Source organism: Falsiroseomonas frigidaquae (assembly GCF_012163145.1).
Lineage (GTDB): Bacteria > Pseudomonadota > Alphaproteobacteria > Acetobacterales > Acetobacteraceae > Falsiroseomonas > Falsiroseomonas frigidaquae.
In genome coordinates this window covers 172,148-197,686 of the sequence record NZ_JAAVTX010000002.1, presented here as the reverse complement: position 1 = coordinate 197,686, position 25,539 = coordinate 172,148, and the positions used below count along the sequence as shown (strand labels likewise).

28 protein-coding genes are annotated in these 25,539 nt (G+C 70.3%); 15 read left to right on the top strand and 13 right to left on the bottom strand.

What is annotated here, in order from left to right; translation table 11 throughout:
• Window positions 1-49: 49 nt before the first annotated feature.
• Together HB662_RS05320 and HB662_RS05315 are read left to right on the top strand one after the other, a co-directional pair.
• The gene (locus HB662_RS05320) at window positions 50-1,633 is read left to right on the top strand and encodes an ABC transporter substrate-binding protein (protein ID WP_342449447.1); all 1,584 of its coding nucleotides are present in this window, start codon (window positions 50-52) and stop codon (window positions 1,631-1,633) included.
• A gap of 169 nt (window positions 1,634-1,802) precedes the next feature.
• A complete protein-coding gene (locus tag HB662_RS05315) occupies window positions 1,803-2,894 on the top strand; it encodes a branched-chain amino acid aminotransferase (RefSeq protein ID WP_168047951.1) in 1,092 nt (363 codons plus the stop codon).
• Window positions 2,895-2,957: 63 nt separating this feature from the next.
• Here HB662_RS05315 and HB662_RS05310 read toward each other — a convergent pair whose 3' ends face one another.
• Entirely contained in the window at window positions 2,958-3,353 is a 396-nt protein-coding gene (locus tag HB662_RS05310) for a metallopeptidase family protein (RefSeq protein WP_168047949.1), read from the bottom strand.
• A gap of 106 nt (window positions 3,354-3,459) precedes the next feature.
• Between HB662_RS05310 and HB662_RS05305 the strand changes: the two genes are divergently transcribed.
• Both HB662_RS05305 and HB662_RS05300 read left to right on the top strand, forming a co-directional pair.
• Window positions 3,460-3,762 (top strand): 4a-hydroxytetrahydrobiopterin dehydratase, encoded by a 303-nt coding sequence (locus tag HB662_RS05305; RefSeq protein WP_168047947.1) that lies wholly within the window; start codon window positions 3,460-3,462, stop codon window positions 3,760-3,762.
• Between the two features lie 79 nt (window positions 3,763-3,841).
• A complete protein-coding gene (locus HB662_RS05300) occupies window positions 3,842-4,963 on the top strand; it encodes a branched-chain amino acid ABC transporter substrate-binding protein (RefSeq protein WP_168047945.1) in 1,122 nt (373 codons plus the stop codon).
• A gap of 61 nt (window positions 4,964-5,024) precedes the next feature.
• Here HB662_RS05300 and HB662_RS05295 read toward each other — a convergent pair whose 3' ends face one another.
• Window positions 5,025-5,987: a Bug family tripartite tricarboxylate transporter substrate binding protein gene (locus HB662_RS05295; RefSeq protein ID WP_168047943.1), complete on the bottom strand. Its 963-nt coding sequence runs from the start codon at window positions 5,985-5,987 to the stop codon at window positions 5,025-5,027.
• Between the two features lie 68 nt (window positions 5,988-6,055).
• On the opposite strand from HB662_RS05295, the gene HB662_RS05290 reads away from it, so the two are divergent.
• The 4 genes from HB662_RS05290 to HB662_RS05275 all read left to right on the top strand — a co-directional run bounded on the left by HB662_RS05290 (window position 6,056) and on the right by HB662_RS05275 (window position 10,723).
• The gene (locus tag HB662_RS05290; protein ID WP_168047941.1) at window positions 6,056-7,618 is read left to right on the top strand and encodes a sulfatase-like hydrolase/transferase; all 1,563 of its coding nucleotides are present in this window, start codon (window positions 6,056-6,058) and stop codon (window positions 7,616-7,618) included.
• 119 nt (window positions 7,619-7,737) lie between these two features.
• Window positions 7,738-9,000 (top strand): ABC transporter substrate-binding protein, encoded by a 1,263-nt coding sequence (locus tag HB662_RS05285; protein ID WP_168047939.1) that lies wholly within the window; start codon window positions 7,738-7,740, stop codon window positions 8,998-9,000.
• 5 nt (window positions 9,001-9,005) lie between these two features.
• Window positions 9,006-9,899 carry a carbohydrate ABC transporter permease gene (locus HB662_RS05280; protein ID WP_342449446.1) on the top strand — a complete coding sequence of 298 codons (894 nt, stop codon included), beginning with the start codon at window positions 9,006-9,008 and terminating at the stop codon, window positions 9,897-9,899.
• Window positions 9,896-10,723, top strand: a complete 828-nt coding sequence (locus HB662_RS05275; RefSeq protein WP_168047935.1) for a carbohydrate ABC transporter permease — start codon at window positions 9,896-9,898, stop codon at window positions 10,721-10,723. The genes HB662_RS05280 and HB662_RS05275 overlap by 4 nt, the downstream gene beginning before the upstream one ends.
• Window positions 10,724-10,780: 57 nt before the next feature.
• Here HB662_RS05275 and HB662_RS05270 read toward each other — a convergent pair whose 3' ends face one another.
• The 3 genes from HB662_RS05270 to HB662_RS05260 form a co-directional block, all read right to left on the bottom strand.
• Entirely contained in the window at window positions 10,781-11,284 is a 504-nt protein-coding gene (locus tag HB662_RS05270; RefSeq protein ID WP_168047933.1) for a flavin reductase, read from the bottom strand.
• Between the two features lie 111 nt (window positions 11,285-11,395).
• Window positions 11,396-12,094 carry a DUF3047 domain-containing protein gene (locus HB662_RS05265; RefSeq protein ID WP_168047931.1) on the bottom strand — a complete coding sequence of 233 codons (699 nt, stop codon included), beginning with the start codon at window positions 12,092-12,094 and terminating at the stop codon, window positions 11,396-11,398.
• Between the two features lie 41 nt (window positions 12,095-12,135).
• Window positions 12,136-12,687: a GNAT family N-acetyltransferase gene (locus HB662_RS05260; RefSeq protein WP_168047929.1), complete on the bottom strand. Its 552-nt coding sequence runs from the start codon at window positions 12,685-12,687 to the stop codon at window positions 12,136-12,138.
• 95 nt (window positions 12,688-12,782) lie between these two features.
• On the opposite strand from HB662_RS05260, the gene HB662_RS05255 reads away from it, so the two are divergent.
• The 6 genes from HB662_RS05255 to HB662_RS05230 all read left to right on the top strand — a co-directional run bounded on the left by HB662_RS05255 (window position 12,783) and on the right by HB662_RS05230 (window position 17,443).
• Window positions 12,783-13,625: a CoA transferase subunit A gene (locus HB662_RS05255; protein WP_168047927.1), complete on the top strand. Its 843-nt coding sequence runs from the start codon at window positions 12,783-12,785 to the stop codon at window positions 13,623-13,625.
• Entirely contained in the window at window positions 13,622-14,383 is a 762-nt protein-coding gene (locus HB662_RS05250) for a CoA-transferase (protein WP_168047925.1), read from the top strand. The genes HB662_RS05255 and HB662_RS05250 overlap by 4 nt, the downstream gene beginning before the upstream one ends.
• A complete protein-coding gene (locus HB662_RS05245; RefSeq protein ID WP_168047923.1) occupies window positions 14,380-15,615 on the top strand; it encodes a CaiB/BaiF CoA transferase family protein in 1,236 nt (411 codons plus the stop codon). Before HB662_RS05250 ends, HB662_RS05245 begins: the two co-directional genes overlap by 4 nt.
• Window positions 15,616-15,617: 2 nt before the next feature.
• A complete protein-coding gene (locus tag HB662_RS05240; protein WP_168047921.1) occupies window positions 15,618-16,148 on the top strand; it encodes a hypothetical protein in 531 nt (176 codons plus the stop codon).
• Window positions 16,149-16,226: 78 nt separating this feature from the next.
• Complete coding sequence (locus HB662_RS05235) at window positions 16,227-16,409, top strand: hypothetical protein (RefSeq protein WP_168047919.1); 183 nt, start codon at window positions 16,227-16,229, stop codon at window positions 16,407-16,409.
• 131 nt (window positions 16,410-16,540) lie between these two features.
• Window positions 16,541-17,443 (top strand): DMT family transporter, encoded by a 903-nt coding sequence (locus HB662_RS05230; RefSeq protein ID WP_168047917.1) that lies wholly within the window; start codon window positions 16,541-16,543, stop codon window positions 17,441-17,443.
• Here the strand turns inward: HB662_RS05230 and HB662_RS05225 are convergent.
• The 5 genes from HB662_RS05225 to HB662_RS05205 all read right to left on the bottom strand — a co-directional run bounded on the left by HB662_RS05225 (window position 17,430) and on the right by HB662_RS05205 (window position 20,854).
• Window positions 17,430-17,843 carry a protein-tyrosine phosphatase family protein gene (locus tag HB662_RS05225; protein WP_168047915.1) on the bottom strand — a complete coding sequence of 138 codons (414 nt, stop codon included), beginning with the start codon at window positions 17,841-17,843 and terminating at the stop codon, window positions 17,430-17,432. The genes HB662_RS05230 and HB662_RS05225 overlap by 14 nt on opposite strands.
• Before the next feature lie 10 nt (window positions 17,844-17,853).
• Window positions 17,854-18,699, bottom strand: coding sequence for a c-type cytochrome (locus HB662_RS05220; RefSeq protein ID WP_168047913.1), 846 nt, complete (start codon window positions 18,697-18,699; stop codon window positions 17,854-17,856).
• A 150-nt stretch (window positions 18,700-18,849) separates the two neighbouring features.
• Entirely contained in the window at window positions 18,850-19,134 is a 285-nt protein-coding gene (locus HB662_RS05215) for a DUF427 domain-containing protein (protein WP_168047910.1), read from the bottom strand.
• 149 nt (window positions 19,135-19,283) lie between these two features.
• A complete protein-coding gene (locus HB662_RS05210; protein WP_168047907.1) occupies window positions 19,284-20,159 on the bottom strand; it encodes a CDP-alcohol phosphatidyltransferase family protein in 876 nt (291 codons plus the stop codon).
• On the bottom strand, window positions 20,156-20,854 hold the full coding sequence (locus tag HB662_RS05205) for a phosphatidylserine decarboxylase (protein ID WP_168047904.1): 699 nt from the start codon (window positions 20,852-20,854) through the stop codon (window positions 20,156-20,158). The genes HB662_RS05210 and HB662_RS05205 overlap by 4 nt, the downstream gene beginning before the upstream one ends.
• Before the next feature lie 44 nt (window positions 20,855-20,898).
• On the opposite strand from HB662_RS05205, the gene HB662_RS05200 reads away from it, so the two are divergent.
• Window positions 20,899-21,330, top strand: coding sequence for a hypothetical protein (locus HB662_RS05200; RefSeq protein WP_168047901.1), 432 nt, complete (start codon window positions 20,899-20,901; stop codon window positions 21,328-21,330).
• On the opposite strand, the gene HB662_RS29910 is transcribed toward HB662_RS05200, so the two are convergent.
• From HB662_RS29910 to HB662_RS29630, 3 genes are all read right to left on the bottom strand, one after another.
• On the bottom strand, window positions 21,258-23,261 hold the full coding sequence (locus tag HB662_RS29910; protein ID WP_168047898.1) for a LysM peptidoglycan-binding domain-containing protein: 2,004 nt from the start codon (window positions 23,259-23,261) through the stop codon (window positions 21,258-21,260). The genes HB662_RS05200 and HB662_RS29910 overlap by 73 nt on opposite strands.
• 226 nt (window positions 23,262-23,487) lie before the next feature.
• Entirely contained in the window at window positions 23,488-24,468 is a 981-nt protein-coding gene (locus tag HB662_RS05190; RefSeq protein ID WP_209443126.1) for a Bug family tripartite tricarboxylate transporter substrate binding protein, read from the bottom strand.
• A gap of 149 nt (window positions 24,469-24,617) precedes the next feature.
• Window positions 24,618-25,130, bottom strand: coding sequence for a cold-shock protein (locus tag HB662_RS29630; RefSeq protein ID WP_342449445.1), 513 nt, complete (start codon window positions 25,128-25,130; stop codon window positions 24,618-24,620).
• Window positions 25,131-25,539: the final 409 nt, after the last annotated feature.

Genomic DNA, 25,539 nt, shown 5'->3' with positions numbered 1-25,539 from the left:
TTCGGTCGATCCCTCTAGTCTGCGCGCACGGATTCCTCAGGAGATCTTCGTGCGCCGACATATTCTGGCTGCCGCCCTGTTCGCGGGCACCGCGCTTTCACTTCCCGTCACTGCCCAGGCCAATCTCTTCCGCTGGGCCAATGACGGCGACGTCAATTCCATGGACCCCTATGCGCGGCAGGAAACCTTCCTGCTGATGTTCAACGGCAATATCTATGAGCCGCTGGTGCGCCGGAACCGCCAGCTGCAGGTGGAAGCCGCGCTGGCCGAAAGCTGGGAACAGCCCAGCCCGACCGTCTGGCGCTTCAAGCTGCGCCGCGGCGTCACCTTCCAGGACGGCACGCCCTTCACGGCGCAGGATGTCGTCTTCTCCTACATGCGGGCCAAAGGTCCAGGCAGCAATGTCGCCGGCAGCCTCGCCAGCGTGAAGGAAGCGCGCGCCATCGATGACCACACGCTGGAAATCGAGACCACGGCGCCGAACCCGATCTTCCTGGAGGAGATCACCGGCATCGGCATCATGTCGCAGCGCTGGGCGGAGGCGAACAACGCCGCGCGCACTGCCGACCTGACCACCGGCGCCGAGAATTTCGCGACGCGCAACGCCATGGGCACCGGCCCCTTCCGCCTGGTGAGCCGGGAGCCGGACCGCCGCACCGTGCTCGCGCCGAATCCCGGCTGGTGGGACCGGCCGGAGCACAATCTGACCCGCGTCGAGTTCAACGTCATCGCCAATGACGGGACGCGGGTTGCCGCCCTGCTCTCGGGCGAGGTGGACATGGTCTACACCGTGCCGCCGCAGGACACGCAGCGCCTGTCGCGCACCAGCGGCATCACCATCCACCAGCAGGCTGAACTGCGGACCATCTATTTCGGCTTCGACCAGCTTCGGCCGGAACTGCTGAAATCCGATGTGCGCGGCCGCAACCCGTTCCAGGATGTGCGGGTGCGCCGGGCCTTCAACCACGCCATCGACCGCGCCAGCATCGTCCGCACCGTCATGCGCGGCCAGGGCCGTGCCACCGGCCTGATGATCGGCCCGGGCGTCAACGGCCACACCGAGGCGCGCGACCAGATCCCGGAATACAACCCGGACCTCGCCCGTCGCCTGCTGGCGGAAGCCGGCTATCCGAACGGCTTCGGCGTGACGCTGGACTGCCCGAACGACCGCTACGTCAATGACGAGGCGATCTGCACCGCGGCGGTGTCCATGCTCGCCCGGATCGGCGTGCGGGTGACCCTGAACGCGCAGACCCGTGCCCGCTACTTCGCCGAGATCCTGGGCCCGCGCTACAACACCAGCTTCTACATGCTGGGCTGGACCCCCAACACCTACGACGCGCACAACGCCTTCTTCAACCTGATGGCGTCGCGCGAGGGCAACCGCGGCATGTTCAATGTCGGCGGTTTCAACAATGCCCGCTTCGATGAGCTGGTGACGCTGATGGCGGTGGAGACCGATACCGCCAAGCGCGCCGGCATGATCGAGGAGGCGATGCGTATCCATACGGAACAGGCCGGCCATGCGCCGCTGCACCAGCAGACGGTGATCTGGGCAGCGCGCAACAACATCCAGTTGCAGCAGCTTGCCGACAACTGGTTCCCGCTGCGCTTCGTGCGCGTCGGCAACTGAAGCCGGGAAGGGGGCGCCGGCCAGGCGTCCCCTTCTCAACTACGGCAGCTTAGCTGACCTTTCATGCCTGCGGCGCATGGGTGCATTGTTAGCTTTGGTGGCTCCCGGGCGCATGGCTGTTGCGATAGCATCCTGCCACACGCAATAAAAACCGAGAGCGACAGACGCCATGACCCAAACGGCCCGCTTCCCCACCACCCTGACCCGCAGCCCCAAGCCGCGCCAGCCGGACAGCGCGCTGGCCTTCGGCAAGACCTTCACCGACCACATGTTCCTGATGGACTATGAGGAGGGGAAGGGCTGGCACGACCCGCGCATCGTCCCCTACGGCCCGCTCAGCATGGACCCGGCCACCACCGTGCTGCACTACGCCCAGGCGGTGTTCGACGGGCTGAAGGCCTATCGCGGCGCCGATGGCACGATCCGCCTGTTCCGCGCCCAGCGCCATGCGGAACGCCTCGGCAAATCCTGCGCCGGCCTCTGCATCCCGCCGATCCCTGCCGATCTGGTGCGGCAGAGCTTCGAGGCGATCGTCGGCGTGGACCATGACTGGGTGCCGCGGACGGAGGGCACCAGCCTGTATATCCGCCCGACCGTGATCGCGACCGATGTGATGCTCGGCGTGCACCCGTCGCACAGCTACACCTATTTCGTCATCTGCTCCCCGGTCGGTGCCTATTACAAGGAAGGCGTGAAGCCGGTGCGCATCCTGGCCACCGATACGCATGTGCGCGCGGTGCAGGGCGGCCTGGGTGAATCCAAGGCGGCCGCCAACTACGCGGCATCGCTGTCCGCGCAGCAGGAGGCGGAGCGCCAGGGCTTCACCCAGGTGCTGTGGCTGGATGGCGTGGAGCGGCGCTGGATCGATGAGGTCGGCACCATGAACATCATGATGAAGATCGGCGACGAGGTGGTGACCCCGCCGCTGGCCGGCACCATCCTGGATGGCGTGACGCGCAACTCCATCCTGACCCTGCTGCGCGACTGGGGCCACAATGTCTCCGAACGCCGCGTCAGCATCGAGGAGGTGATGCAGGCCGGGCGGGAAGGGAAGCTGACCGAGATGTGGGGCACCGGCACCGCCGCCGTGGTCTCCCCGGTCGGTGAGCTCGGCTACAAGGGCGACCGCATCAGTATCGGCAATGGCGGCACCGGCGAGCTGACGCAGAAGCTGTATGACAGCATCATCGGCATCCAGTACGGCCGCCTGCCGGATGCGCATGGCTGGATGAGCACCGTGCCGGTGCCGGTCGAGGCCTGATCTGGAAAGCCCTCTCCCCCGAAGGGCGGGAGAGGGCCGCGTGACGGGCGGCGGAAGTCCGCCCTACCCGTCGCTTTCCAGGCGGTCGATGTCGTCGTCCGAGAATCCGAAATGATGCGCGATCTCATGGATCAGCACGTTGCGGACCAGGCGGAACAGATCCTCGCCGGTCTCCACCCATTCCAGCAGGATGGGTTCGCGGTAGAGGGTGATGGTGTCAGGCTCGCCCGGGGCGTCGAAGACGCTCTTCTGCGTCATCGGCGTGCCGCGATACAGGCCGGTCAGTGCCCAGGGGCTCTCGAAGCCGAGTTCCGCCGCCGTCTCGTCATCCGCCACCTCCTCGACCACGATGGCGGTGCCGCGCACCAGGTCGCGCAGCTCCTTGGGGATGGCGGAAAAGGCCTGCTCGGCCATCTCGACGATGTCTTCGAGCGTCGGCGGGTGGTTGAAGCGGGTCATCGCTGCTTCCTTCCCGCCGGCGCGCCACCCGTCAAGCCCAGAGCCTTTTCAAGCCGGGTGGAATCGCCCGGCGACCCGGAAATGGCTCCGATACCGGAGATGCCCGATGATCCGTCCGCTCGATACCGCCGCCCGTGCCGAACTGCCCCACACCCTGCCGCTGTGGCAGGTGGCGGAGGGGCGGGACGCCATCCTGCGCCGCTTCCGCTTCGCTGACTTCTCCGCCGCCTGGGGCTTCATGGCCCGCGTCGCGCTGCTGGCGGAGAAGCACGACCATCACCCCGAATGGTCCAATGTCTGGAACCGGGTGGAGATCCTGCTCACCACGCATGACGCCGGCGGCCTGTCCGAGCGTGATGTCGCCATGGCGCAGGCTATCGACGCCATCGCGCCCGGGACGGTTCTGTAAGGACGCTGGTCAGCCGACCCGGCTCTCGCTTACCCTTTCGGAACCGCGCCGAGGGCGCCGCAATCAGGGAGAATTCGGGATGATCAAGCGCAGGACGATTCTGGGAAGTACGCTGGCGGCGCCCATGCTGCTGGCGGGCGGACGCGGCGCCTTCGCCCAGGGTTCCGGCCCGATCCGCGTTGCCACCGCCGGGCCGATGACGGGGCAGTATGCGGCCTTCGGCGGCCAGATGCGGGCCGGCGCCGAACAGGCGGTGACGGATCTGAACGCAGCTGGCGGCGTGCTCGGCCGGCAACTGGCGCTGGAGGTCGGTGACGATGCCTGCGACCCGCGCCAGGCGGTGTCCGTGGCGAACCAGCTTGCCTCCCGCCAGGTCGCGCTGGTGGCGGGGCATTTCTGCTCCGGCAGCTCGATCCCGGCCAGCAAGGTCTATGGCGAGGAAGGCGTGCTGCAGATCAGCCCGGCCTCGACCAACCCCGCCTTCACCGACAGCGGCGACTGGAACACCTTCCGCGTCTGCGGCCGGGACGACCAGCAGGGCCTGGTGGCCGGGCGCTACATCGCGCAGAACATGCGCGACCGCCGCATCGCCATCCTGCACGACAACACCGCCTATGGCCGCGGCCTGGCGGAGGAAACCAAGAAGTCGCTGAACGCGGCGGGCGTGACGGAGGCGCTGTATTCCGCCTACACGCCGGGCGAGCGCGACTATTCGGCCATCGTCTCCCGCCTCCAGCAGGCCAATATCGGCGTGGTCTATGTCGGCGGCTACCACACGGAATCCGGGCTGATCCTGCGCCAGGCGAAGGAGGTCGGGATGAACATCACCCTGATCGGCGGCGATGCCCTGGTGACCAACGAGTTCTGGCAGATCACCGGTGCGGCCGGCGAGGGCACGCTGATGACCTTCAGCAGCGACCCGCGCAAGCGCGCCACGGCGGCGCAGGTGGTGCAGCGCTTCCGCGCCCGCAACATCGATCCCGAGGGCTATGTCCTCTACACCTATGCCGCCATGCAGATCTGGGCGGCGGCGGCGGCGCGGGCCGGCGGCACCGATCCGCGGCGCATCGCGTCCCTGCTGAAGTCGGGCGGCCCCTGGGCCAGCGTGCTGGGCGACATCAACTTCGACCAGAAGGGCGATGTGACGGTGCCGGACTACGTCTTCTACGTCTGGCGCAACGGCACCTACGCCGAGATGTAGGCCGAAGCCCTCTCCCCCCGTCCTGGGGGGGGAGGGTAGGGGCGAGGGGAGTGGTCGCCCCTCAATCCACCTTCATGCCCGTTGCCTGCACCACCGCCCGCCACTGGGCGGAGGCCCGCGCCACCCAGGCTTCCGCCGCGGCGCCATCCCCGGCCTCCGGCGTCACCGCCCAGTTCGCCAGCCTGGCCCGCGCCGCCGGGTCGGCGAAGACGGCGGCGACAAGCCGCGCGGCGGCGGCGCGGGTGGCTTCCGGCACGTCCCTGGGGGCCATCAGCAGGTAGGCGAAGCGGATATCGAAGCCGGCATGGCCCTGCTCCGCCACCGTGGCCACGTCCGGCAGCATGGCGATGCGCTGCGGCCCGCTGATCGCCAATGCCCGCAACTGCCCGTCTCGCACGAAACCCGCGCCGCCGGAGATGGCGATGAAGCCGGCCTGCACCCGGCCGGCCAGCAGCTCCGTCACCGCCTGCGCATTGCCGCGGAACGGCACGTGCTCCAGCTGGCCCGGCCGCAGGCCGAGCGAGTGGCCCAGATGCTCCATCGCCAGGTGGCCCGGTGAACCATAGCCGGCCGAGGCGTAGAGCAGCGGTTGGCGCCGCGCCGCGGCCAGGAATTCGGCCAGGGTCGTGATGCCGGAGGATGGGTGCACCAGCAGCACCACCGGGTAGGTGCCGGCGATCGCCACCGGACGCAGCGCCGCCGGGTCGAAGCCCAGGTTGCTGTAGATATGCGGGTTGACCGTGAAGCTGCTGTCGATCGCCAGCAGCAGGGTGCGGCCATCCGGCTCGGCCCGTGCGGTGAGCGCCGCGGCGATATTGCCGTTGGCGCCCGGGCGGTTGTCCACCAGCGCATTGCCCAGCCCATGCCGCGGCGCCGCTTCCGCCAGCAGCCGGGCGATGCCATCCAGCGCCGCGCCGGGCGGGAAGGCGGCGATGATCCGCAGCATGTCGCCGCCCTGCCCGAGGGCGGGCGCGGCGATGGAGGCGAGGCTGGCCGCGAGCGCGGTCCGGCGGCTGATCTGCATGGCGGGTGCCTCCCCTGATCCGTTATTGGCCCCTATGCTGGCGGGCTGGAGCCGGGGGGACAAGGCCGATGGTCACGCGCAATGTGCTGTTCATCATGTGCGACCAGTTGCGCTGGGACCATATGGGCTGCGCCGGGCACCCCTTCCTGAAGACGCCGAACCTGGATGCGCTGGCCGCGCGCGGGGTGCGGTTTTCGCAGGCCTATGTGCAGTCGGGCATCTGCGGGCCATCGCGCATGTCCTACTACACGGGCCGCTACGTCTCCTCGCACGGCGCCACGCATAACCGGGTGCCACTTTCGGTTGGCGAAGTGACGCTGGGCTGGCACCTGCGGGAGGCGGGGCGGACGCTGGCGCTGGCCGGCAAGACCCATGTGCTGCCGGATGCGCATGGCATGAAGCGCCTGGAACTGGACGGCCAGAGCGACCTGAAGGCGCTGCTGGAGGAAGGCTGGTTCACTTTGGTGGACCGCCATGACGGCCACCATGCGGAGCCCGACAGCGCCTATGCCGAATGGCTGCGCGCCCGCGGCTATGACAGCCGCGATCCCTGGACCGACTACGTCATCGCCGTGCAGGACGAACAGGGCCAGGTCCATAACGGCTGGAAGATGCGCAACGCCCGCCTGCCCGCACGGGTGGCGGAGGAGCACAGCGAAACCGCCTATACCACCGACCAGGGCATCGCCTTCATGGAGCAGCAGGGCGAGACGCCCTGGGTGCTGCATTTGTCCTATGTGAAGCCGCACTGGCCCTACATCGCCCCCGCGCCCTACCACGCGATGTATTCGGCCAATGAATGCCTGCCCGTCTCCCGCCACCCCGGCGAGCGCGGGCCTGGCGCGCATCCGCTGCTGCGCGAATGGCAGAATGAGGAGGTTTCGCAGAGCTTCCAGCAGGATGACTGCATCACCACCGTCCGCCCCGCCTATCAGGGGCTGATCACCCAGCTCGACGATCATCTGGGGCGTGTCTGGGAAGCGCTGGAGCGGCTGGGGCGCTGGAAGGACACGCTGGTGGTGTTCTGCTCCGACCATGGCGACTACCTCGGCGACCATTGGCTGGGGGAAAAGGAGCTGTTCCACGACTGCGTGCAGCGCGTGCCGATGCTGGTCTATGACCCCTCGCCGGCGGCGGATCCCACGCGCGGCACGGTGGAGGATCGCTTCGTCGAGGCGATCGACCTGGTGCCCACCTTCCTCGATGCGCTGGCGCTGGACCCGGCGCCGCATCTGCTGGAAGGGCGGTCCCTGCTCGGCCTGACGCGCGGCACGGCGGAAGGCTGGCGCGATGCCGTGGTGTCGGAGCTGGACTGGACCTTTCGCGGCGCGCGGCGGCGGCTGGGGGAGAAGGTCGGGCAGCACCACGCCTGGATGATCCGCGATGCGCGCTGGAAATACGTGCATTGGACCAGCGGCTACCGCCCGCAGCTTTTCGACCTGGAGGCAGACCCCGAGGAGTTCTTCGACCTCGGCGCCGACCCGGCGCATGAGGCGGTGCGGGCCGCGATGCGCGAGAAGCTGCTCGCCTGGTTCACCGGGCTGAAGCGCCGCACCACGCTGACCTGGGCGGAGGCGGAGCTGCGCACGGACCGGCACAAGGCGGCGGGTGTCTTCTACGGGGAGTGGTAGCGGGGGGAGTGGTAGCGGGGGGGGCTTCACGAAGCCGCGACCGCGGGTTGCGCCGTCCCCCTGCCTGCGTTGTCCTGCCTCGGCGTGAAACCGCACGCGGCACGATCGGGAGGGGATGGATGGTCCGGCTTGTCGCCGTTCTCGTGGCGCTGGCGCTGGGCACGCCGGCCAGCGCGCAGGTCACGGTGGCGATTTCCTGCGGCGCCGTCGGCGTGGAATTCCAGCTCTGCCGCGAGGGCGCCGAGACCTGGGCGCGGGAGACGGGCAACCGGGTCGAACTGGTTTCCACCCCCGCCGGCAGCACGCAGCGCCTGGCGCTGTACCAGCAGCTTCTGTCGGCCGGTTCGGCGGATATCGATGTGCTGCAACTCGATGTGGTCTGGCCCGGCATCCTGGCGCGCAACCTGCTCGACCTTTCGGAGCATGTGGAGGCGGCGGAGCTGGCGCCCGTATTCCCCGCGCTGGTGCAGAACAACACGGTGGATGGCGCGCTGGTGGCGCTGCCCTGGTTCACCAATGCCGGCGTCCTGTATTTTCGGCGCGATCTGCTGGAAAAGCACGGGCACGCGGTGCCCGAGACCTGGGCCGAACTGACTGAGACGGCCACCCGCATCATGCAGGCCGAGCGCGCGGCGGGCGCCGACCGGATGTGGGGCTTCGTCTTCCAGGGCCGCGCCTATGAGGGTCTGACGGTGAATGCGCTGGAATGGCTGCACAGCCATGGCGGCGGTCGCATCGTGGACCCGGATGGCAGCGTCACCGTCAATACGCCGCATGCCATCGCCGCCATCCGCCAGGCGGCCGGCTGGGTCGGCCGCATCACGCCACGCGGCGTGCTGAACTATGCCGAGGAGGATGCGCGCGGCGTCTTCCAATCGGGCAACGCCGTCTTCATGCGCAACTGGCCCTATGCCTGGCCGCTGATGAATGCGGAGGACAGCGCGGTGCGCGGCCGCGTCGGCGTGGCGCTGCTGCCGAAGGGCGGACCGGACGGCCAGCACAGCGCGACGCTGGGTGGCGAGCAGCTTGCGGTCTCCCGCCACTCGCGCAACCCGGAGCAGGCCATCAGTTTGGTGCGCTATCTGACCAGCGCGGCGGAACAGAAGCGGCGCGCCATCATCGGTGGTTTCAACCCGACGCTGCGGCCGCTTTACCAGGATGCCGAGGTACTGGCGGCGAATCCCTTCTTCGGGGAGCTCTACGACACCTTCCTGAATGCGGTGCCGCGGCCCTCCGCCGTCACCGGGCGCCGCTACAACCAGGTCTCGGCCGAGTTCTGGAACGCCGTGCATGCGGTGCTGGCCGGGCAGATGGCGGTGGAGCCGGCGCTGGACCGGCTGGAGCGGAATCTGGCGCGCATCGGGCGGGATGGCCGGTGGTAGAGCAAGTGGGAACAATCGCGCAGCAGCGGCGGCGTTCGGCCTGGCTTTTCCTGCTGCCCGTCCTCCTCACCATCGCCGCCGTCGCCGGCTGGCCGCTGGCGCGCACCATCTGGTTCTCGCTGACCGATGCGCGGCTGGACGACATGGCGGCGACCAGCTTCATCGGGCTGGAGAACTACCTGTTCCTGGCGCGCGACCCGGAATGGTGGGTGGCGGTGCGCAATACGCTGGTCTTCGCCGGCGTCTCGGTGACGCTGGAGACGCTGCTCGGCATCATCATCGCACTGGTGCTGAACGCCCGCATGCGCGGCCGCGGCGTGCTGCGCGCGGCGATGCTGATCCCCTGGGCGATCCCCACCGTGGTCTCGGCGCAGATGTGGGGCTGGATGCTGCACGACCAGTACGGCGTGATCAACGAGATGCTGCTGTCCATCGGCCTGATTGCCGAGCCGCGCGCCTGGACAGCGAACTATTCCACCGCGCTCGCCGCCGTCATCGCCGTGGATGTGTGGAAGACCACGCCCTTCATGGCGCTGCTGACTCTGGCCGCGCTGCAATTGCTGCCGAATGAGTTGTACGAGGCGGCGGAGATCGACGGCCTCGGTCCCGTCGGGCAGTTCTTTCGCATCACGCTGCCGCTGATCTGGCCGGCGCTGATGGTCGCCATCATCTTCCGCACGCTGGATGCGCTGCGGGTCTTCGACCTGATGTATGTGCTGACCGGCAACAGCCGCGCTACAGCCTCGATGTCCGTCTATGCGCGGCAGCAGCTCGTGGATTTCCAGGATGTCGGCTACGGATCGGCCGCCGCCACCGGGCTGTTCCTGGTGATCGCGGTGGTGACCGCGCTATTCATCACCTTCGGCCGGGTGCGGCTGGGCGCGGAGCCGGGGCGATGAAGCGCATCCTGGGCCGTGCCGCCTTCTTCCTGCTGGTGCTGGCGATCGTCGCCTACACCGTCTTCCCCTTCTACTGGGCCATCGTCTCCTCCCTGAAGGGCGGGGCTGCGCTGTTCAGCGCCGACGCCTGGCCGAGCGCGCCGGAATGGTCGAACTACACGGCGGTGTTCCAGGAACAGCCCTTCGGGCGGAACATCCTGAACTCCGTCATCGTCGCCGGATCAGTGGTGGCGCTGTCGCTGTGCCTCGGCGTCACGGCTGCCTACGCCCTTGGCCGTGTGGCGTTCCGTGGGCGGAAAGCGCTGCTGCTGGTGATCCTCGGCGTGTCGATGTTCCCGCAGGTGGCGGTGCTGTCCGGGCTGTTCGAGCTGATCCGCGTACTCGGCCTGTACAATAACCTGTTCGGCCTGACGCTGAGCTACCTGATCTTCACGCTGCCCTTCACTGTCTGGGTGCTGACCACCTACATGCGGGAGATGCCGGTGGAGCTGGAGGAAGCGGCGATGATGGATGGCGCCGGCCCCTTCGTGGTGCTGACGCGCATCTTCCTGCCGCTGATGGGACCCGCCATGGCGACCACCGGCCTGCTCGCCTTCATCGCCGCCTGGAACGAGTTCCTGTTCGCGCTGACCTTCACCCTGACGGATGAGATGCGGACGGTGCCGGTGGCGATCGCGCTGATCAGCGGGTCCAGCAGCTTCGAGCTGCCCTGGGGCCGCATCATGGCCGCCAGCGTCATCGTCACCGTGCCGCTGATCGTCCTGGTGCTGGTGTTCCAGCGCCGCATCGTCTCCGGCCTCACCGCCGGGGCGGTGAAGGGCTGACCGCAGCCTGCGGCTGGCGGAGGCGCAGGCAAGGTGGGCGCAGGATGTGCGCTCTGGTCAGAAGGCGGCCTCGTCATGGCCCACCGGGTGGTAGCCGCGGCCGTACCAGATCAGCGCACGGCCGGGCACGCCCTGCCGGATCGCCTGGATCTCCGCGAAGATCACGCTGTGCGTGCCCTTTTCCACCACATCGGCAATGCGGCAGTCGAAGGACACCGCCGCCGCATCCAGCACCGGGGCGCCGGTGGCCAGGGTGGACCAGGCGCCGAAATCGAAGCGCCGTTCCCCCTTCAGCCCGCCCATCCCGGCGAAGGCATCCGAGATCGCATGCTGGTCGGCGGACAGCGCATTCACGCAGAGCACGCCATTCGCCTTGAACAGCGCGTTGCCGGAGGAGGACCGGTTGAGGCACACTAGCAAGGTGGGCGGGTCGTCCGTCACGCTGCACACCGCGCTCGCGGTGAAGCCGCCACGCCCGGCGGGTCCGGCGGAGGTCACCACATTCACCGCCGCACCCAGCCGCGCCATGGCATCGCGGAATTCGTCCCGGCTTACCGTCATGCTGTCTCTGTCATCCGTCAGGCACCTGTATCCCACCAAGATGGGTTGCCCGCGCCGGATTGGAAAGCGGGCATTGGAAAGCGGGCATTGGGAAGCGGGCATCGGGAAGCGTCAGCAGGGCACCAGCCGGATATCCTCCACCATTGCGTCGATGCGGCTGCCGGTGTCGTCGACGTCGGTGGAGATTGCCAGCTCCTGCAAGGCTGGCACCGCGGCACCGCCGAAGGCGCTGCGCCAATCGGCGCCGAGGTCCACCTTCTCCTCCACCCAGCGCCCGAGTGGGGTGGCCGCAGGCCGCTGGATGCGGATTCGGGAAATGGCCGGGCCGTAGGGGCTGGCGAAGAAGCCGCCCGCGGCTTCCCGCCCCGTGCCGCCCCAGACATAGGACAACGTGCTGCGCGGCAGACGGTGGTCGCCCGCCAGCGCCTGAGCCATCGCCATCTGCGCCCGCGCGGCGAAGCCCGCACCCGGGCCGTAATCGGTGAAGCCGATGGTCAGTGAAATCGCCCGGTCGTCGCCACCCTTGCGGGTCAGGTCGGTCGGCGGCGGCCCGGCATCGACTCGCCAGCGCCAGGTGAGGCAGGCGGCCGGGCCCTGCAAGGGCCGGTACAGGAAGGCCGCCTGGCCCTGCCCCAGCACCCGCACCCCGCCGTTTGGGGTGGCGCCGAAGCTGACGGGCGGAATGCCCTGCCAGCGCACCTTGCGCCAGCCCAGCCGCTCCAGCTCGGGCGGCGTCTGGCCCGGGGCGATGGCGGCGACGAGCAGCGGGGCGGCGCAGGCCACGGCCAGCGCAAGGGCGGGTCGCTTCATGCTGTCAGGGTGCGGCGGGGCTGCCCCCTGCCGCAAGCATTTCAGTCCAGCTGGCGGGCCGCCATCCACTCCTCGCGCCGCAATTCGTACCACAAATGGGTGTGCAGCCGATGGTCCGCCGGCAGGCGAGGGTGGCCGAAGCTGCCCTGCCGCTGCATCCCAAGCCGCTCCATCAACCGCCAGGAAGCTTCGTTTTCCGGCGGCGTGAAGGCGACGATCCGCGGCAGGCGCAGCCGCCCGAAGCCATGCGCCAGCGCCAGCCGCGCCGCCTCCTCCGCCAGGCCCTGGCGCTGGTGGGCGGTGGCGATGCGCCAGCCGATCTCGACGGCCGGGGTGAAGGGCGCCTGCCAGGGAATCTCCAGCAGCCCGACCACGCCAACGCAGCCCGCGCCGGGCAGGTCCACTGCGCCGAAGGAGAAGCCGTGTTCCTGCTGGTGGGCGATCAGACGCGCCACCCAGGCATCGCTTTCGGCGCGGGTCATCGGCGCGGCGAAGTGGCGCATGACCGCGGGATCGCGGTTGAGGGCGAAGACGGCATCGCGATCCGCCAGCGTCAGCGGGCGCAGGGTGAGGCGGGGGCCGAGCAGGTGCATGGGCACCATGCTACCGATTGGATGACAGCTTTGCCATGCGACCCCTTCGCGCGCGCGGCAACCCGGCGTAGGTAGGGTTGCATGAGGACCGTCACATGACCCTTCGCACCCCGGAACACACACCGGACAGCCTGGCCGCGACCGTGCCGGACGGCGCGCTGCTGGCCCTTCCCCCCGACAATTCGCTGCCCTCCGTCGCCCTGGCACGGGCGCTGGTGCGGCGTGGCGCGAAGCGGCTGCGGCTGCTCGGCGTGCCCGTCTCCGGCTTCGCGACCGACCTGCTGATCGGCGCCGGCTGCGTGGCGGAGGTGCAGACCAGCGCCGTGTCGCTCGGCGAGGCCGGCTTCGCGCCGCGCTTCTCCGCGGCGCTGAAGGCCGGCACCATCACGGTGCGGGACGCCACCTGCCCCGCGATCCATTCCATGCTGCAGGCGACCGAGAAGGGCGTGCCCTTCATGGCGCTGCGCGGCCTGATCGGCAGCGACATCCTGCGCAACCGCCCGGATTGGAAGGTGGTGCCGAACCCGATGGGCGATGGCGTATCCGACCCCATCGTGCTGCTGCCGGCCCTGTCCCCCGATGTGGCGCTGATCCATGGCGTCATGGCGGATGAGGCCGGCAATGTCTGGGTCGGCCGCCGCCGCGAATGCGCCACCCTGGCCCATGCCAGCCAGCGCGTGCTGGCGACGGTGGAACGCCTGGTGCCCGGCGACATGCTGGAGGATGAGCGCCTCGCCCCCGGCTGCATCAGCGGCACCTATATCGAGGCGGTGGCGGTGGCCGAGCGCGGCGCCTGGCCGGTGGCGCTGCTGGACGAATATGCCTTCGACGCCGCGCATGTCGCCGAATACGCCCGGCTGGCCAAGACCGAGGCCGGTTTCGCCGAGTACCTGGACCGCTACGTCCTGAACCAGCAGGCACAGGCCGCCGCCGAATGACCATCAAGCTCGAAGAACGCCTCGCCGCCACCCTGGCGCGGCTGATCCTGGACCCGGCGGCGCCGCCGGCCCGGCATATCGCGGTGGGCGCGGCCAGCCCGATCCCGGCGGCGGCCTGCTGGCTGGTGAAGAAGCAGGGCCACCCCGTGCGGCTTTCCCTGCTGCACAAGCGCAGCGGCAATCCGTTCAGCGAAGGCTCGCGGGAGCTGTTCGACCTGACCGGGCAGGGGCGGATCGACCTGTTCTTCCTCGGCGGCGGGCAGATCGACGGCCAGGCCAACCTGAACCTGGTCGGCACCGGCCAATGGCCCGGCGGGTCTCCCCAGGGGGGCGTGCGCTTCCCCGGCAGCTTCGGCAGCGCCTTCATGTATTTCATGACCCCGCGCACCATCCTGTTCCGGGAGGAGCATTCGGCCCGTGTCCTGGTGCCGAAGGTGGACAATATCTCCGCCCCCGGCGTCTCCGAGCCCGGCGTCTTCCGCCGCGGTACCGCGCAGGCGCTGGTTACCGGCAAATGCGTGTTTTCGTTCAGCCCTGAGCGCGCGCGCTTCTCCCTTGCCAGCGTGCATCCTGGCGAGACGGTCGAGAGTATCCGCGCCGCCACCGGCTTCGACTTCGACGTGGCGGATGACGTGCCGCATACGCCGGACCCGACCGAGGCGGAGCTCGCTTTGCTGCGCGGCCCGATCTGCGACGAGATGCTGGAAACCTATCCGGAGTTCTGTGCCCGCGTGTTCGACAGGAAACTAGCCGCATGACGGATGCCGTTCCCATGGCCCAAGGCAAGGGCCTGGCCCTGTCCCCCGGCGCGCTGGCCGGCCTCAAGGTCATCGACCTCACCCGCGTCCTCGGCGGCCCCTACTGCACCATGATCCTCTCCGACCACGGGGCGGAGGTGGTGAAGATCGAGCCGCCGCAGGGCGACGAGGTGCGCGACTGGGGCCCGCCCTTCGTGGAGGGCTCGGCCAGCTACTTCATCGGCGTCAACCGCAACAAGAAGTCGCTCGCGCTCGACCTCGGCAAGCCGGAGGGGCGGGAGGTGCTGATGCGCCTGCTCGACGGCGCCGATGTGCTGATCGAGAACTACAAGCCCGGCGCCATGGAGAAATGGGGCATGGGCTATGAGGAGGTGCTGTCCAAGCGCTTTCCCAAGCTGGTGCATTGCCGGGTCTCGGGCTTCGGCCCCGATGGACCGCTCGGCGCCCTGCCGGGCTATGACGCCGTCATCCAGGCAATGGTCGGGCTGATGTCGATCAACGGCGACCCGAATAGCGGGCCGACGCGCATGGGCACGCCGATCGTGGACCTGGCCACCGGCCTGTATTCGGCCATCGCCATCCTGATGGCGCTGCAGGAACGCACGCGCAGCGGCCAGGGCCAGTTCCTGGACATGTCGCTGCATGATTGCGGCATGGCCCTGCTGCACCCGCAGGCGGCCAATTATTTCCTGAACGACAAGCGCCCGAAGGCCACGGGTAATCCGCACCCCAATATCTCGCCCTATTCCAAGTACCGGACGAAGACCTGCGAGATATTCCTCGCGGTGGGTAACGACCCGACCTTCCGGAAGGTCTCCAAGTTCCTGTCGCTCGACAGCCTGCCGGATGATCCACGCTTCCGGACCAATGGCGATCGCCTGAACAACCGCGATACGCTGACGGAAATACTGGAAGCGCGGCTGGCGGCGGAGGATGGGCACGATCTGTGCGACCGCCTGCTGAAGGCCGGCGTCCCGGCCGGGCCGGTGATGCATGTGGACGAGGCGATGAATGCGCCCCATACCGCACATCGCCAGATGGTCACGGAGCTTGGCAGCTACCGCGGCCTCGGCACGCCGATCAAGATGAGCCGGACGCCGGGTGGCACACGCGCCGCCCCGCCCCGCTTCAACGAGCATGGCGACGACATCCTCGCCCGCCACGGTTTCACGGCGGAGGAGGTTGCTGAGTTGAAATCGAAGGGGATTGTGGTGGCGGCACGCCGGACATGAGCATGAGCAAGGACCCACCGCGCAGCCTTCGCGCGATCGAGCAACCGGCCGAGATCGAGAGGCTGCTGGCCCTCTGGGTGGCCGCCTTCGATGAGAAATCCATCCCCGCCCGCGCGAAGCCCCGGCTGCGCCCGGCTGCCACCGGCCGCAAGGCCGGCTGCACGCTGTGGCAGGCCAAGGTCGCCGGCCTCGACATGAACATCTGCCTGGAGGAAGTGACCTCCGACCGCTGGCGGCTGGACCATGGCAACCAGGGCGCGCTGGCCCTGCTGGACGGCAGCCCGGTGCTGCTGCGGCAATGGTATGTGAAGCGGGCCCCGGCCGATGCCTCGCTGACCGCGGCCGAAATCGCGCAGGTGACGGAGGACGCACCCTTCTACGTCACCCCCGGCGTACATCGCGGCGCCCCGTCCGAGCGCCGGCTTTACCAGTTCGTGGCCGACCTGACCGCAACGCCGGAAGCGATCCGGCAGCAGACCGCGGAGGCCATCGCACGGCAGGCCGCGGCGACCGAGAAGTTCGGCTTCAGCTGACCCTCGGCCCTCTCCCCGGGCCGGGGAGAGGGCTGTCGTTGACGGTGCCTTCACGCCCGGGCGCGATCATCCCGGGCCATGGAGATCGTCAACGGCTATCCCTGCCGCGACTGCACCGATGTGGCCCGCGCCAAGCGCAACATCGACCCCGCCAGGCCCGAACAGGGCGTGGCGCCAAGGCCGGAAGGCCAGAAAGCCGGCTGGGTTGCCGGCGCCCGCGCCGCCGGCGTGCCGCAGCGGCTGCTCGACCTCTACGCCTGACACGTTCTGCATGTTGCAGCTGCGACCCACCGCGCTGGGTCACGATCCGCGGCATCGGGTAACAGACCCGCGCAACGACCGGATGGCGCGGTGCCGGCACCACGCCCTATCCAGCCTGCATGGCCAATCCGATGACCGCCCGCCTCTGGACGCTGCTGCTGGCGCTTTCCGTCATCTGGGGCGGGTCCTTCTTCTTCATGGCGGTGGCGCTGCGTGGCTTCCCGCCCTTCACCATCGTGCTGGCCCGCGTCGCCCTGGCGGCCGCGGCGCTGGCACTGGCCTGCGCGGTGCTCCGGCTGCGCCTGCCGCGGGGGCGGGAGGCCTGGGTGGCCTGCGCCGGCATGGGGCTGCTGAACAACGCCATCCCCTTCACGCTGATCGTGGTCGGCCAGCAATTCATCCCCTCCGGCCTCGCCGCGGTGGTGAATGCGGCGACGCCGGTCTTTGCCGTGCTGGCGGCGCATTGGCTGACGGCGGATGAGCGGCTGACGCCGAACCGGCTCGCCGGCACGCTGCTCGGCCTGTTGGGCGTCGCCATCCTGGCCGGCCCGGCCGCTTTCGGCCGCGGCGAGGCGACGGAGGCGCTGGGCATCGCGCTGTGCCTGGGGGCCTGCCTGTCCTATGGCCTGTCCGGCGTCTGGTCGCGGCGGCTGAGGCGCGCCGGCCTGGCGCCGCTGCCGGCGGCCACCGGGCAATGCCTCGCATCCTCCCTGATGATGCTGCCGCTGGTGCTGGCCTTCGACCGGCCCTGGACGCTGCCCCCGCCGGGCGCCGATGCGGTGGCGGCCCTGCTGGCGCTGGGGCTGCTGGCCACCGCGCTGGCCTATGCGCTGTACTTCGCCATCCTGCACGGCGCCGGGGCCACCAACACCATGCTGGTGACGCTGCTGGTGCCCGTTACCGCCCTGCTGCTCGGCGCGCTGGCGCTGGATGAGGCGCTGGCGCCGCGGCATTTCGCCGGCATGGCGGTCATCGGGCTGGGATTGCTGGCGATCGATGGGCGGGTGCTCCGCGCCATCTTCAGGGCCAGGTGAAGCCGCGCGCCATGGCTTCCTGCGCCGGCGTCTCCGCCGCATGCGGCAGGTAATGCGCGCGGACATGCGCCAGCGGGTCGCCCGCCACCCCGGCCGCCCTGGCGAGGCAGGCCATGAACAGCCCGGTGCGGCCGACCCCGGCACGGCAGCCGATATGCACCGGCCGGTCCGGCTCCGCCTGCAATTGCCGCATCACCTCGCCCACCGCCTGGCGCAGGGCTGCCGGCTCCGGCACGCCGAAATCCGCGGTGGGCAGCTTCACATCGGCCAGCCAGGCCTTCTCCGCCCCCATCTCGAGGCAGATCCCGAAGGCGCCGTCGGGGATGGAATCGAAGGGGCCGCCGGTGATGGTCACCGCCCGCCCGGCCACCGTCAGCGGCAGGGTGCCGCGCACGCTCATGCCGGCTTCCTCATGGCTGCGGCGGCAGGCTGCGCAGATAGGCGATGAGGTCGCCCAGTTCCTGCGGCGTCATGTTGCGATAGGCCCAGAAGGCCATCGGCGGCGCCAGCGGGCGGTCGGTGGAGGAGATGCCCTGGGTCACGGCGCGGATGATCTGCGCATCCGTCCAGCCGCCGAGCCCGTTCGCATGCGGCGTCAGGTTGCGCGCGACCGAGACACCCCAGGGGCCGCGAAACTCCATGCCGCCGGCGCCGAGGCGGGTGCGGTCATTCTGCCCGGCGGGCAGCATCGGCGTGTGGCATTCCATGCAGTGGGCGACGGCATTCGCCAGGTATTCGCCGCGCGCCACCGGCGTGTCGGCGGGTGGCGGCACGCTGGCGACCGGCGGGCCATAGGCCGGCGGCAGCTGGATGCGATAGACGCTGCGCTCCACCGCATTCGCCACCGGCGGCACGGTGCGCAGATAGGCGATCATCGCCGCCACATCCTGGTCCGACAGGCCGCGATACAGGGTCATCGGCATGGGCGGGCCGATCAGGCTGCCATCGGGGCGGATCCCTTCGCGGATCGCCCGCGCGAGCTGCGCATCGGTCCAGCGGCCGATGCCGGTTTCCGGATCCGGCGTGATGTTGGGGGCGACGGCGCGGAAGGGCGGCTCGTCGAAGACCGTGCCGCCGGCCAGCGCCTTGCCGGCGACCGGGCCCTGCGGCCCCATCGGCGTGTGGCAATTGCCGCAGGCGCCGGTCACTTCCACCAGGTGCCGCCCGCGCGCGAGCAGCGCGGTATCCTGTGCAACGGCTTGGTTCAGGGAGAACAGAGCCGCCACGGCGGCGATCGCGGGCAGGAAGACACGCATGGCCAGCTACCCCAATGATCCGGCAACGGCGCGGGAGGCTGCCGCAAAGCCGGGCCATCGGCAAGTGGTTACATCATGGGGAAGGCGGGCTGCCTTGAGCCGTTTCACCGAAAGCGAGGACGGCGGAACGGCTGCAAGGCTTGAAGATGCCTAACGCTCCACGGTCACGCCCTGCCAGAAGGCGATGTGGTCCTTGATGTTGGCGGCCGCCGACTTCGGGTCCGGGTAGTACCAGGCGGCGGCGGCGTTCACCTGGCCGTCCACCACCACATCATGGTAGCGCGCCGTCCCTTTCCAAGGGCAGGTGGTGGTGCGGGTGGAGGGCCGCAGCAGCTCCGGCCGCACCGAGGCGGGCGGGAAGTAGACATTGCCCTCCACCAGCTCGAAGCGGTCGCTTTCCGCGATCACCGCGCCATTCCAGATTGCCCGCGCCATCGTGCCGTTCCTTGCCGATTGTCCTGGCAGATGACGTGGCGCCGGCTGGCGTCAAGACGCCCGGGACCTCGACTGAGGCTCAAGCAAGCCTTCGCCTCAGCCTATGGCTTCAGCACCGCCTCCGGCCAAGGCTTCAGCACCGCCTCCGGCTAGGGCTTCAGCACCGCCTCCGGCTCGGGCTCGGGCTCGATCATCGCCTCCGCTTCCCGCTTCAGGGTGAGATAGGAGCGCAGCGAGAAGGGCAGCATGCCGAGATAGATCAGCCCGCCCGCCGCCAGCGCCGCCCAGGGCTCGGCAACCAGCAGCGCCACATACAGCCCGGCGCCCAGCAGCAGCGGCAGCACCGCGGCGCGCGGAATGCGGAAGTTCTTGAAGGACCAGGTCGGCAGCGTGCTCACCATCAGCACGCCCACCGCCACCAGAACCAGCCCGACCAGCGCCGGGTGGCGGATGGCATCGCCGGTGCCGATCCAGCCCCATTCGGAGAAGGCGAGCGCCCCGAACAGCGGGAACAGCGCGCAACCGGCCCCGGCCGGCGCCGGAACGCCGGTGAAGAAGTTGTAGGCATAGGCGGGCTTGGGCGCCGGGCCGATGTCGAGCGAGGCGTTGAACCGCGCCAGCCGGAGGGCGGAGCAGACCGCGAACAGCAGGCAGGGCACGAAGCCCAGCGGCCCGACCGTCTGCATCGACCACAGATACAGCACCATGGCCGGTGCCACGCCGAAGGACAGGAAATCCGCCAGGCTGTCGAATTCCGCGCCGAAGCGGGATGTCGCCTTCAGCAGCCGGGCCAGGCGGCCATCCAGCCCGTCGATCACCGCCGCCACCACGATCAACGCGGCGGCGAGGGCGAAGCGGTCCTCGATCGCGGCGCGGATCGCCACCAGTCCGGCACACAGGCCGAGCATGGTCAGGATGTTCGGGATCAGCCGGTTGAAGGACAGCCCCTCGAACCGCGGCCGCGTGCGCGGGCGCAGGCGACGGAAGCGGCGCAGGCTGCGCCCCTCCTCCGGCTCCTGGCTCATGCGGACGGGGCCGCGATGGGAACCGGCAGCAGCTCCGCCACTACCGTCTCGCCGCCGATCATCAGCTGGCCGATCGAGGCGAGCGGGCGGGCGCCTTCCGGCAGGTACACATCCGTGCGGCTGCCGAAGCGGATGATGCCGAAGCGGTCTCCGGCCTGCACCTGGTCGCCTTCGCGCACGTGGCACAGGATGCGCCGCGCGATCAGGCCCGCGATCTGCACCACCGCGATATCCCTGCCATCCGTCATGCGGATCGCCAGGGCGTTGCGTTCATTGTCCACGCTGGCCTTGTCCAGGCTGGCATTCAGAAAGGCCCCGCTGCGGTAGGAGATGCGGGTGACAACGCCATCCACCGGCATGCGGTTCACATGCACGTCCAGCACGGACAGGAAGATGCAGATGCGATAGCGCGGCGCTTCGCCGAGGCCGAGTTCCACCGGCGGTACCGCGGGGCCCGCCAGCACCACCCGGCCATCGGCCGGCGCCAGCACCACATTGCCGCGCGGCGGCGGCACCCGTTCCGGATCGCGGAAGAAATACAGGCAGAACAGGGTGAAGATCAGCCCTGGCCAGAACAGCCAGCCGCCGAGCAGCAGGCCGCCCACCACGGCCACGGCGGCACCGCCGAGGATGAAGGGGCGCCCGGCCGGATGCGGCTTGGCGACGACGAGGCGGACGCTGGAGATAAGGCTCATGGGGCGCTTATGGTATGTTCATCCTTCGCGGACAACATGCATCCATGCAGCAGCTTCCGCACGGACCTTTCCTGGTCGGCAATGACGGTTCCCTGAGGCCGGTGCGCGACGCCGCGCTGCGCTTTGCCTGGCGCGGCCGGGGCTGCGTTGCCACGCTCTCGGACGGGCAGATCAGCCTGGCGGCGCAGGCCGGCGCGGTGCCCTACACGGCGGAACATGCCGGGGCGCGGCCGGGCGCCTTCGCGGCGCTGGGTGCGATGCCCGGCGACCTGCCGCAGGGCTGGCGGCTGCGGCTGATGCCCGACCACCGGGTCCGGCTGGAGGCCGATTTCAGCCTGCAGGGCGACACCACAGCCACCGCCCTGGTCAGCGCCATGGTGAGCTTCGCCCTGGCGCTCGACCCCTATCTGGACCGGCTGGAATCCGCGGGAATGTCGGCCTCGCCCGCGTCGGCGGAGGGGATGGTGAACACCTGACCGGGGAAGATCAGGTTCGGGTCGCGGATCTGGTCGCGGTTGGCCTGGAAGATCACGGTATAGCGGATGCCGCGGCCATAGGCGGCGCGCGCCAGGCGCCACAGGTTGTTGCCCGGCTGCACCACCACGCGCCCCTCGGCAACGCTGTCGATCGGCAGGCGGTCGCGCTGGAAGGGCAGCTCGATACGCGCGGCGACGGCGCCATTGGCAGCAAGCTGATCGACCCGCAAACTGTGGCGACCGATCGTCAGCGCTTCGCGGGGCACCACGGACCAGCGGCCCGCGGCATCGACTTCGGCATCGCCGGCATGGCGGTCATCGACATAGACGCGGATCGAGGCGCCCGGCACGGCGGAGCCGGCGAAGCGGATGCTGCCGGCATCGTCGTAATCGACGACCTCCAGCTCCAGGGCATGCGTGCTGGCGCCGCCCTGCAGCACGCGCGCCGGGGCCACATCGGCCGGCGGCAGCAGCACGACCAATGCCTGGGGCGCCGAGGGGGCGGGCGCAGCAGGCGCCGCCTGCGGCGGCGGGGCTGCCCGCAGCGCCGCCTGGGCCTCGGCATGGGCAGCAGCGGCGCGGGCCTGGGCCAGCGCGTCCCGGGCCTGTGCATCCCGCGCCGCGGCTTCGCGACGGGCGGCCTCCGCCTGCGCCGCTTGCTCCGCGGCGCGCGAGGCGTCCAGCCCCGCCTGCACGGCCGCATCGATGCGGCGCGTCGCCTCGGCCATCGCCTGCGCCTCCGCGCGCGCGGCCGCTTCGGCCCGGGCGGCGGCCTCGCGGGCCGCGGCGGTGACTTGGGCAGCAGCCAGCTGCTCGGCGCTCGCCGGGCGGGTGGCTTCGGCTGCGGCGAAGGCCTGTGCGCGCGCGGCATCCGCGGTGCGGGCGGCGGCCTCGCGGGCTTCGGCGGCGGCCTCCTGTGCCGCCTTCTCGGCGGCAGCCAGCCGTGTCTCGCGCTCGGCTGGCGCGATCGGAGACTGCGCTGCGGCGGCTTCGCGGCTGGCCTGGGCGGCGGTGGCGGCGCGATCGGCCGCCGCGGCGGCCCCGGTGCGGGCCTGCGCCTCGGCATGTGTCGCGGCTTCGAGCCGCAGCGTCGCTTCGCGGGCCGCGGCAGCGGCCTGGGCGGCAGCGGCGTGTTGGGCAGCGGCGAGTTGGGCAGAGCGAGACTGGCGCGCGGCTTCCGCCACGGCCTCGGCGCGCGCGGCGGCGTCTCGGGCCTGGGTTGCGGCCTGCTCGGCGGCAGCCTCCCGCGCCGCCTGCTCGGCAGCGGCCAGGCGGGTCGCGCGCGCCGTACGCTCGGCTTCCGCCGCGGCCGCGGCGGCAGCCTGGGCCTCCGCCTGCGCCAGCGCCTCGGCCCGGGCCGTGGCTGCCACCCGCTCCGCCTGCTGCGCAACGACGCGCTCGGCGTCCTGCGCCGCCTGGGCGGCGGCTTCCGCCCGGGCGGCGGCATCGCGCGCGGTCGCTTCGGCCATCGCCGTTGCCGGATCGGGTACCACGACCAGCACCATGTCCTGCCCTGCGACCTCCACCCCGCCGATGCGGGCGCGCAGCGCGAATTGGTGCGGGCCCGGGCGCAGCGGATCGGCTGGCAGGATCACCCATTCGCCCCGGGAATCCGCGCGGGCACGACCGACCTCGCGGCCATCCTCGAGCAGGATCACCTCCGCCCCCGCCGCGGCACGACCGGCGACGACGACACCACCGCGGGCGCCGACGCGCACCACGTCGAAGCGCGGCCCCTCCGGCGCCGTGGCCTGTGCCGCGGGTGCTGCACTTTCGGGTGCCGCAGCGTCACGAACCTGCCCATCACGAACCGGCGCGCCAGGCACCGGCGTGGCGGGAAGCGCCGCCGTGGCGCCGGGCTGTGCAGGATTCGGCTGGGCTGGGCCGGGCGGTTCGGAGACCGTCTGCCGCGCGGGTGCCGGCGGCGCCACCGCCTGCGCCGGGCCAGGTCGCGGTTCCGCACCCCCTCCCGGCTCGTGTTGAACGAACCGGCTGGCAAGGAATGTGGCGAGGCCCGCACTGACCACGACCACGATCAGGAGGGCGCGCCCGCTGGTCGTCATGGCTATGTAACTAGGACGTGAGGCCGTGTCCGCACAAGGGCTTAGGAGGCTTGCATTTGGCAGAACACCACCGCAAGCCGCCCTTCGCCGAGGTTCAGTTCACGGTGGCGCCGGAGGCGGCGACCACGCGGCCCCATTTCTCCCGCTCCGTCACCAGGAAGCGGCCGAAATCGGCGCCCAGCCGCGTCCCGGCCTGTGCCCCGCCCTGCGCGAAGCGGGCCCGCAGCGCCGTATCGGCGAGGGCCGCGCCGCATGCTTCCTGCAATCTGGTCAGCGCCGCGGCGGGCGTGGCGGCGGGCGCCACCAGGCCGAACCAGGCCTCCGCCTCGAATCCCGGCACGCCGGATTCGGCGATGGTCGGCAGGTCCGGCAATGCCTCCGCCCGCGTCGCGCCGGCCACAGCGAGGCCGCGGACCTGCCCGCCCCGCACCTGCGGCAGCGCCGCCGGCATGTTGTCGAACATCATCTGGATCTGGCCGCCGACCAGATCCGTCATTGCCGGCGCGGCGCCGCGATAGGGCACGTGCACGATATCGATGCCGGCCTGCGCCTTCAGCAGCTCGCCCGCCAGATGGTTGGTGCTGCCATTGCCGGAGGAACCGAAGGCGAGCTTGCCCGGGTCCCGCTTCGCCATCGCCACCAGCTCCGCCACCGAGTGCACGGCCAGGTCCTTCGTCACCATCAGCACGATCGGCACCGTGGCCACCAGCGCCACCGGCGCGAAATCACGCTGCGGGTTGAAGGGAATGGCACGGAACAGATGCTCGTTGATCGCCAGCGGGCCAGGGGCTGCCAGCAGCAGCGTCAGGCCATCCGGCGCGGATTTCGCCACGCTGTCGGCGCCGACATTGCCGCCGGCGCCGGCACGGTTCTCCACAAGCACCGGCTGGCCCAGCCTTTCGCGCAGTGCCTCCGCCAATTGGCGGGCGATGATGTCGTTGGACCCACCGGGCGGGAAGGGGACGATGATGCGGACCGGCCGGTCGGGCCAGCCCTGGGCCATGGCCGAGTTGGCGAGAGCCGGGCTTGAAAGGGCAAGGGCGGCGGCCATCAGGCCGCGGCGGCGCAGCTGCATGCGGAGGTCTCCCCATCCGGCGGCTCGGATGGCCGCCTCATGCATCTGCCTTATCGGCTGCGCCACCGCGCGTCCATCGGCCGCCCGGCACGAAAAAGGGCGGCAACCCTGCGGTTGCCGCCCTGATTTCGCATCCTGAAGCGTGCGCCTCAGGCGGTGGTGACAGAGGCCGCTTCCGGCCCCTTCTTGCCCTGCACCACACGCAGCGTCACGGCCTGGCCCTCGGTCAGCGGGCGCAGCCCGCTGCGCTCCAGCGCCGTGGCGTGGACGAAGACGTCCTTGCCGCCATCGCTCGGCGTCACGAAGCCGAAGCCCTTCTCGGCGCTGTACCACTTCACCGTACCCTGGACTTCCTCGCCCGAACCGGGCGGCGGCGGGGCGCGGAAGCCGGCGCCGGCGCCGGCACCACCGGGGCGCGGCCCGGCGCCCATGCCGCCGCGCGGCGGGGAGGCCGGAACCTCGCCGACCGGCCCGACTTCGAGCACCTCGGCCACCTGCGGGCCACGCTCGCCCTGGCCGACGCGCACACGCAGCTTGGTGCCAGGTGCCACAGTATCGGCCCCGGCGCGCTGCAGCACGCTAATATGAAGGAAGGCGTCGCCGCCACCACCATCGACCGCGACGAAGCCGAAGCCCCGCTCCGGATCGAAGCGCTTGACCACCGCACCCACATCCGGCCCGGACGCTACCGGGCCAGAGGCCCGTCGCGGTGCCGCGGAGGGTGCGTAGCTCGGCGTGGGCGGAGGAGCCCAGCCGCCCTCCTGCGGCATATCATCGTCGAAACCCCGCTTGCTGCGGGCTTTGCGGTCTCGCCGCCAGTCGTGCGTGTTGGTCATCTCTGGACTCGCCTGTTCGGCCGCGGGCACGTCCGACCCCGCCGTCTCGTGGATTCGAGCCCGGGGAGGTGAGCGGCCCGCATCGGCCTGGCCGTCAGTATAGTCGACGAACGCCGGGCTTCAACGCGCGAAGCGAATTGTGTTTGGGATTCACGGGCATTTCCCGGGCAATTGCGGCCAGGTTGCACGATTTCACGTCCCGCGAGGGGCTTGCGGCACGCCCGGCACCCCTCCA

What these genes read in the sequence shown, in the direction of transcription:
- HB662_RS05315 (WP_168047951.1), top strand. Translation starts at nt 1,803, where the DNA reads ATGACCCAAACGGCCCGCTTCCCCACCACCCTGACCCGCAGCCCCAAG.
- HB662_RS05310 (WP_168047949.1), bottom strand. Translation starts at nt 3,353, where the DNA reads ATGACCCGCTTCAACCACCCGCCGACGCTCGAAGACATCGTCGAGATG.
- HB662_RS05305 (WP_168047947.1), top strand. Translation starts at nt 3,460, where the DNA reads ATGATCCGTCCGCTCGATACCGCCGCCCGTGCCGAACTGCCCCACACC.
- HB662_RS05300 (WP_168047945.1), top strand. Translation starts at nt 3,842, where the DNA reads ATGATCAAGCGCAGGACGATTCTGGGAAGTACGCTGGCGGCGCCCATG.
- HB662_RS05295 (WP_168047943.1), bottom strand. Translation starts at nt 5,987, where the DNA reads ATGCAGATCAGCCGCCGGACCGCGCTCGCGGCCAGCCTCGCCTCCATC.
- HB662_RS05290 (WP_168047941.1), top strand. Translation starts at nt 6,056, where the DNA reads ATGGTCACGCGCAATGTGCTGTTCATCATGTGCGACCAGTTGCGCTGG.
- HB662_RS05285 (WP_168047939.1), top strand. Translation starts at nt 7,738, where the DNA reads ATGGTCCGGCTTGTCGCCGTTCTCGTGGCGCTGGCGCTGGGCACGCCG.
- HB662_RS05275 (WP_168047935.1), top strand. Translation starts at nt 9,896, where the DNA reads ATGAAGCGCATCCTGGGCCGTGCCGCCTTCTTCCTGCTGGTGCTGGCG.
- HB662_RS05270 (WP_168047933.1), bottom strand. Translation starts at nt 11,284, where the DNA reads ATGACGGTAAGCCGGGACGAATTCCGCGATGCCATGGCGCGGCTGGGT.
- HB662_RS05265 (WP_168047931.1), bottom strand. Translation starts at nt 12,094, where the DNA reads ATGAAGCGACCCGCCCTTGCGCTGGCCGTGGCCTGCGCCGCCCCGCTG.
- HB662_RS05260 (WP_168047929.1), bottom strand. Translation starts at nt 12,687, where the DNA reads ATGCACCTGCTCGGCCCCCGCCTCACCCTGCGCCCGCTGACGCTGGCG.
- HB662_RS05255 (WP_168047927.1), top strand. Translation starts at nt 12,783, where the DNA reads ATGACCCTTCGCACCCCGGAACACACACCGGACAGCCTGGCCGCGACC.
- HB662_RS05250 (WP_168047925.1), top strand. Translation starts at nt 13,622, where the DNA reads ATGACCATCAAGCTCGAAGAACGCCTCGCCGCCACCCTGGCGCGGCTG.
- HB662_RS05245 (WP_168047923.1), top strand. Translation starts at nt 14,380, where the DNA reads ATGACGGATGCCGTTCCCATGGCCCAAGGCAAGGGCCTGGCCCTGTCC.
- HB662_RS05240 (WP_168047921.1), top strand. Translation starts at nt 15,618, where the DNA reads ATGAGCAAGGACCCACCGCGCAGCCTTCGCGCGATCGAGCAACCGGCC.
- HB662_RS05235 (WP_168047919.1), top strand. Translation starts at nt 16,227, where the DNA reads ATGGAGATCGTCAACGGCTATCCCTGCCGCGACTGCACCGATGTGGCC.
- HB662_RS05230 (WP_168047917.1), top strand. Translation starts at nt 16,541, where the DNA reads ATGACCGCCCGCCTCTGGACGCTGCTGCTGGCGCTTTCCGTCATCTGG.
- HB662_RS05225 (WP_168047915.1), bottom strand. Translation starts at nt 17,843, where the DNA reads ATGAGCGTGCGCGGCACCCTGCCGCTGACGGTGGCCGGGCGGGCGGTG.
- HB662_RS05220 (WP_168047913.1), bottom strand. Translation starts at nt 18,699, where the DNA reads ATGCGTGTCTTCCTGCCCGCGATCGCCGCCGTGGCGGCTCTGTTCTCC.
- HB662_RS05215 (WP_168047910.1), bottom strand. Translation starts at nt 19,134, where the DNA reads ATGGCGCGGGCAATCTGGAATGGCGCGGTGATCGCGGAAAGCGACCGC.
- HB662_RS05210 (WP_168047907.1), bottom strand. Translation starts at nt 20,159, where the DNA reads ATGAGCCAGGAGCCGGAGGAGGGGCGCAGCCTGCGCCGCTTCCGTCGC.
- HB662_RS05205 (WP_168047904.1), bottom strand. Translation starts at nt 20,854, where the DNA reads ATGAGCCTTATCTCCAGCGTCCGCCTCGTCGTCGCCAAGCCGCATCCG.
- HB662_RS05200 (WP_168047901.1), top strand. Translation starts at nt 20,899, where the DNA reads ATGCAGCAGCTTCCGCACGGACCTTTCCTGGTCGGCAATGACGGTTCC.
- HB662_RS05190 (WP_209443126.1), bottom strand. Translation starts at nt 24,468, where the DNA reads ATGCAGCTGCGCCGCCGCGGCCTGATGGCCGCCGCCCTTGCCCTTTCA.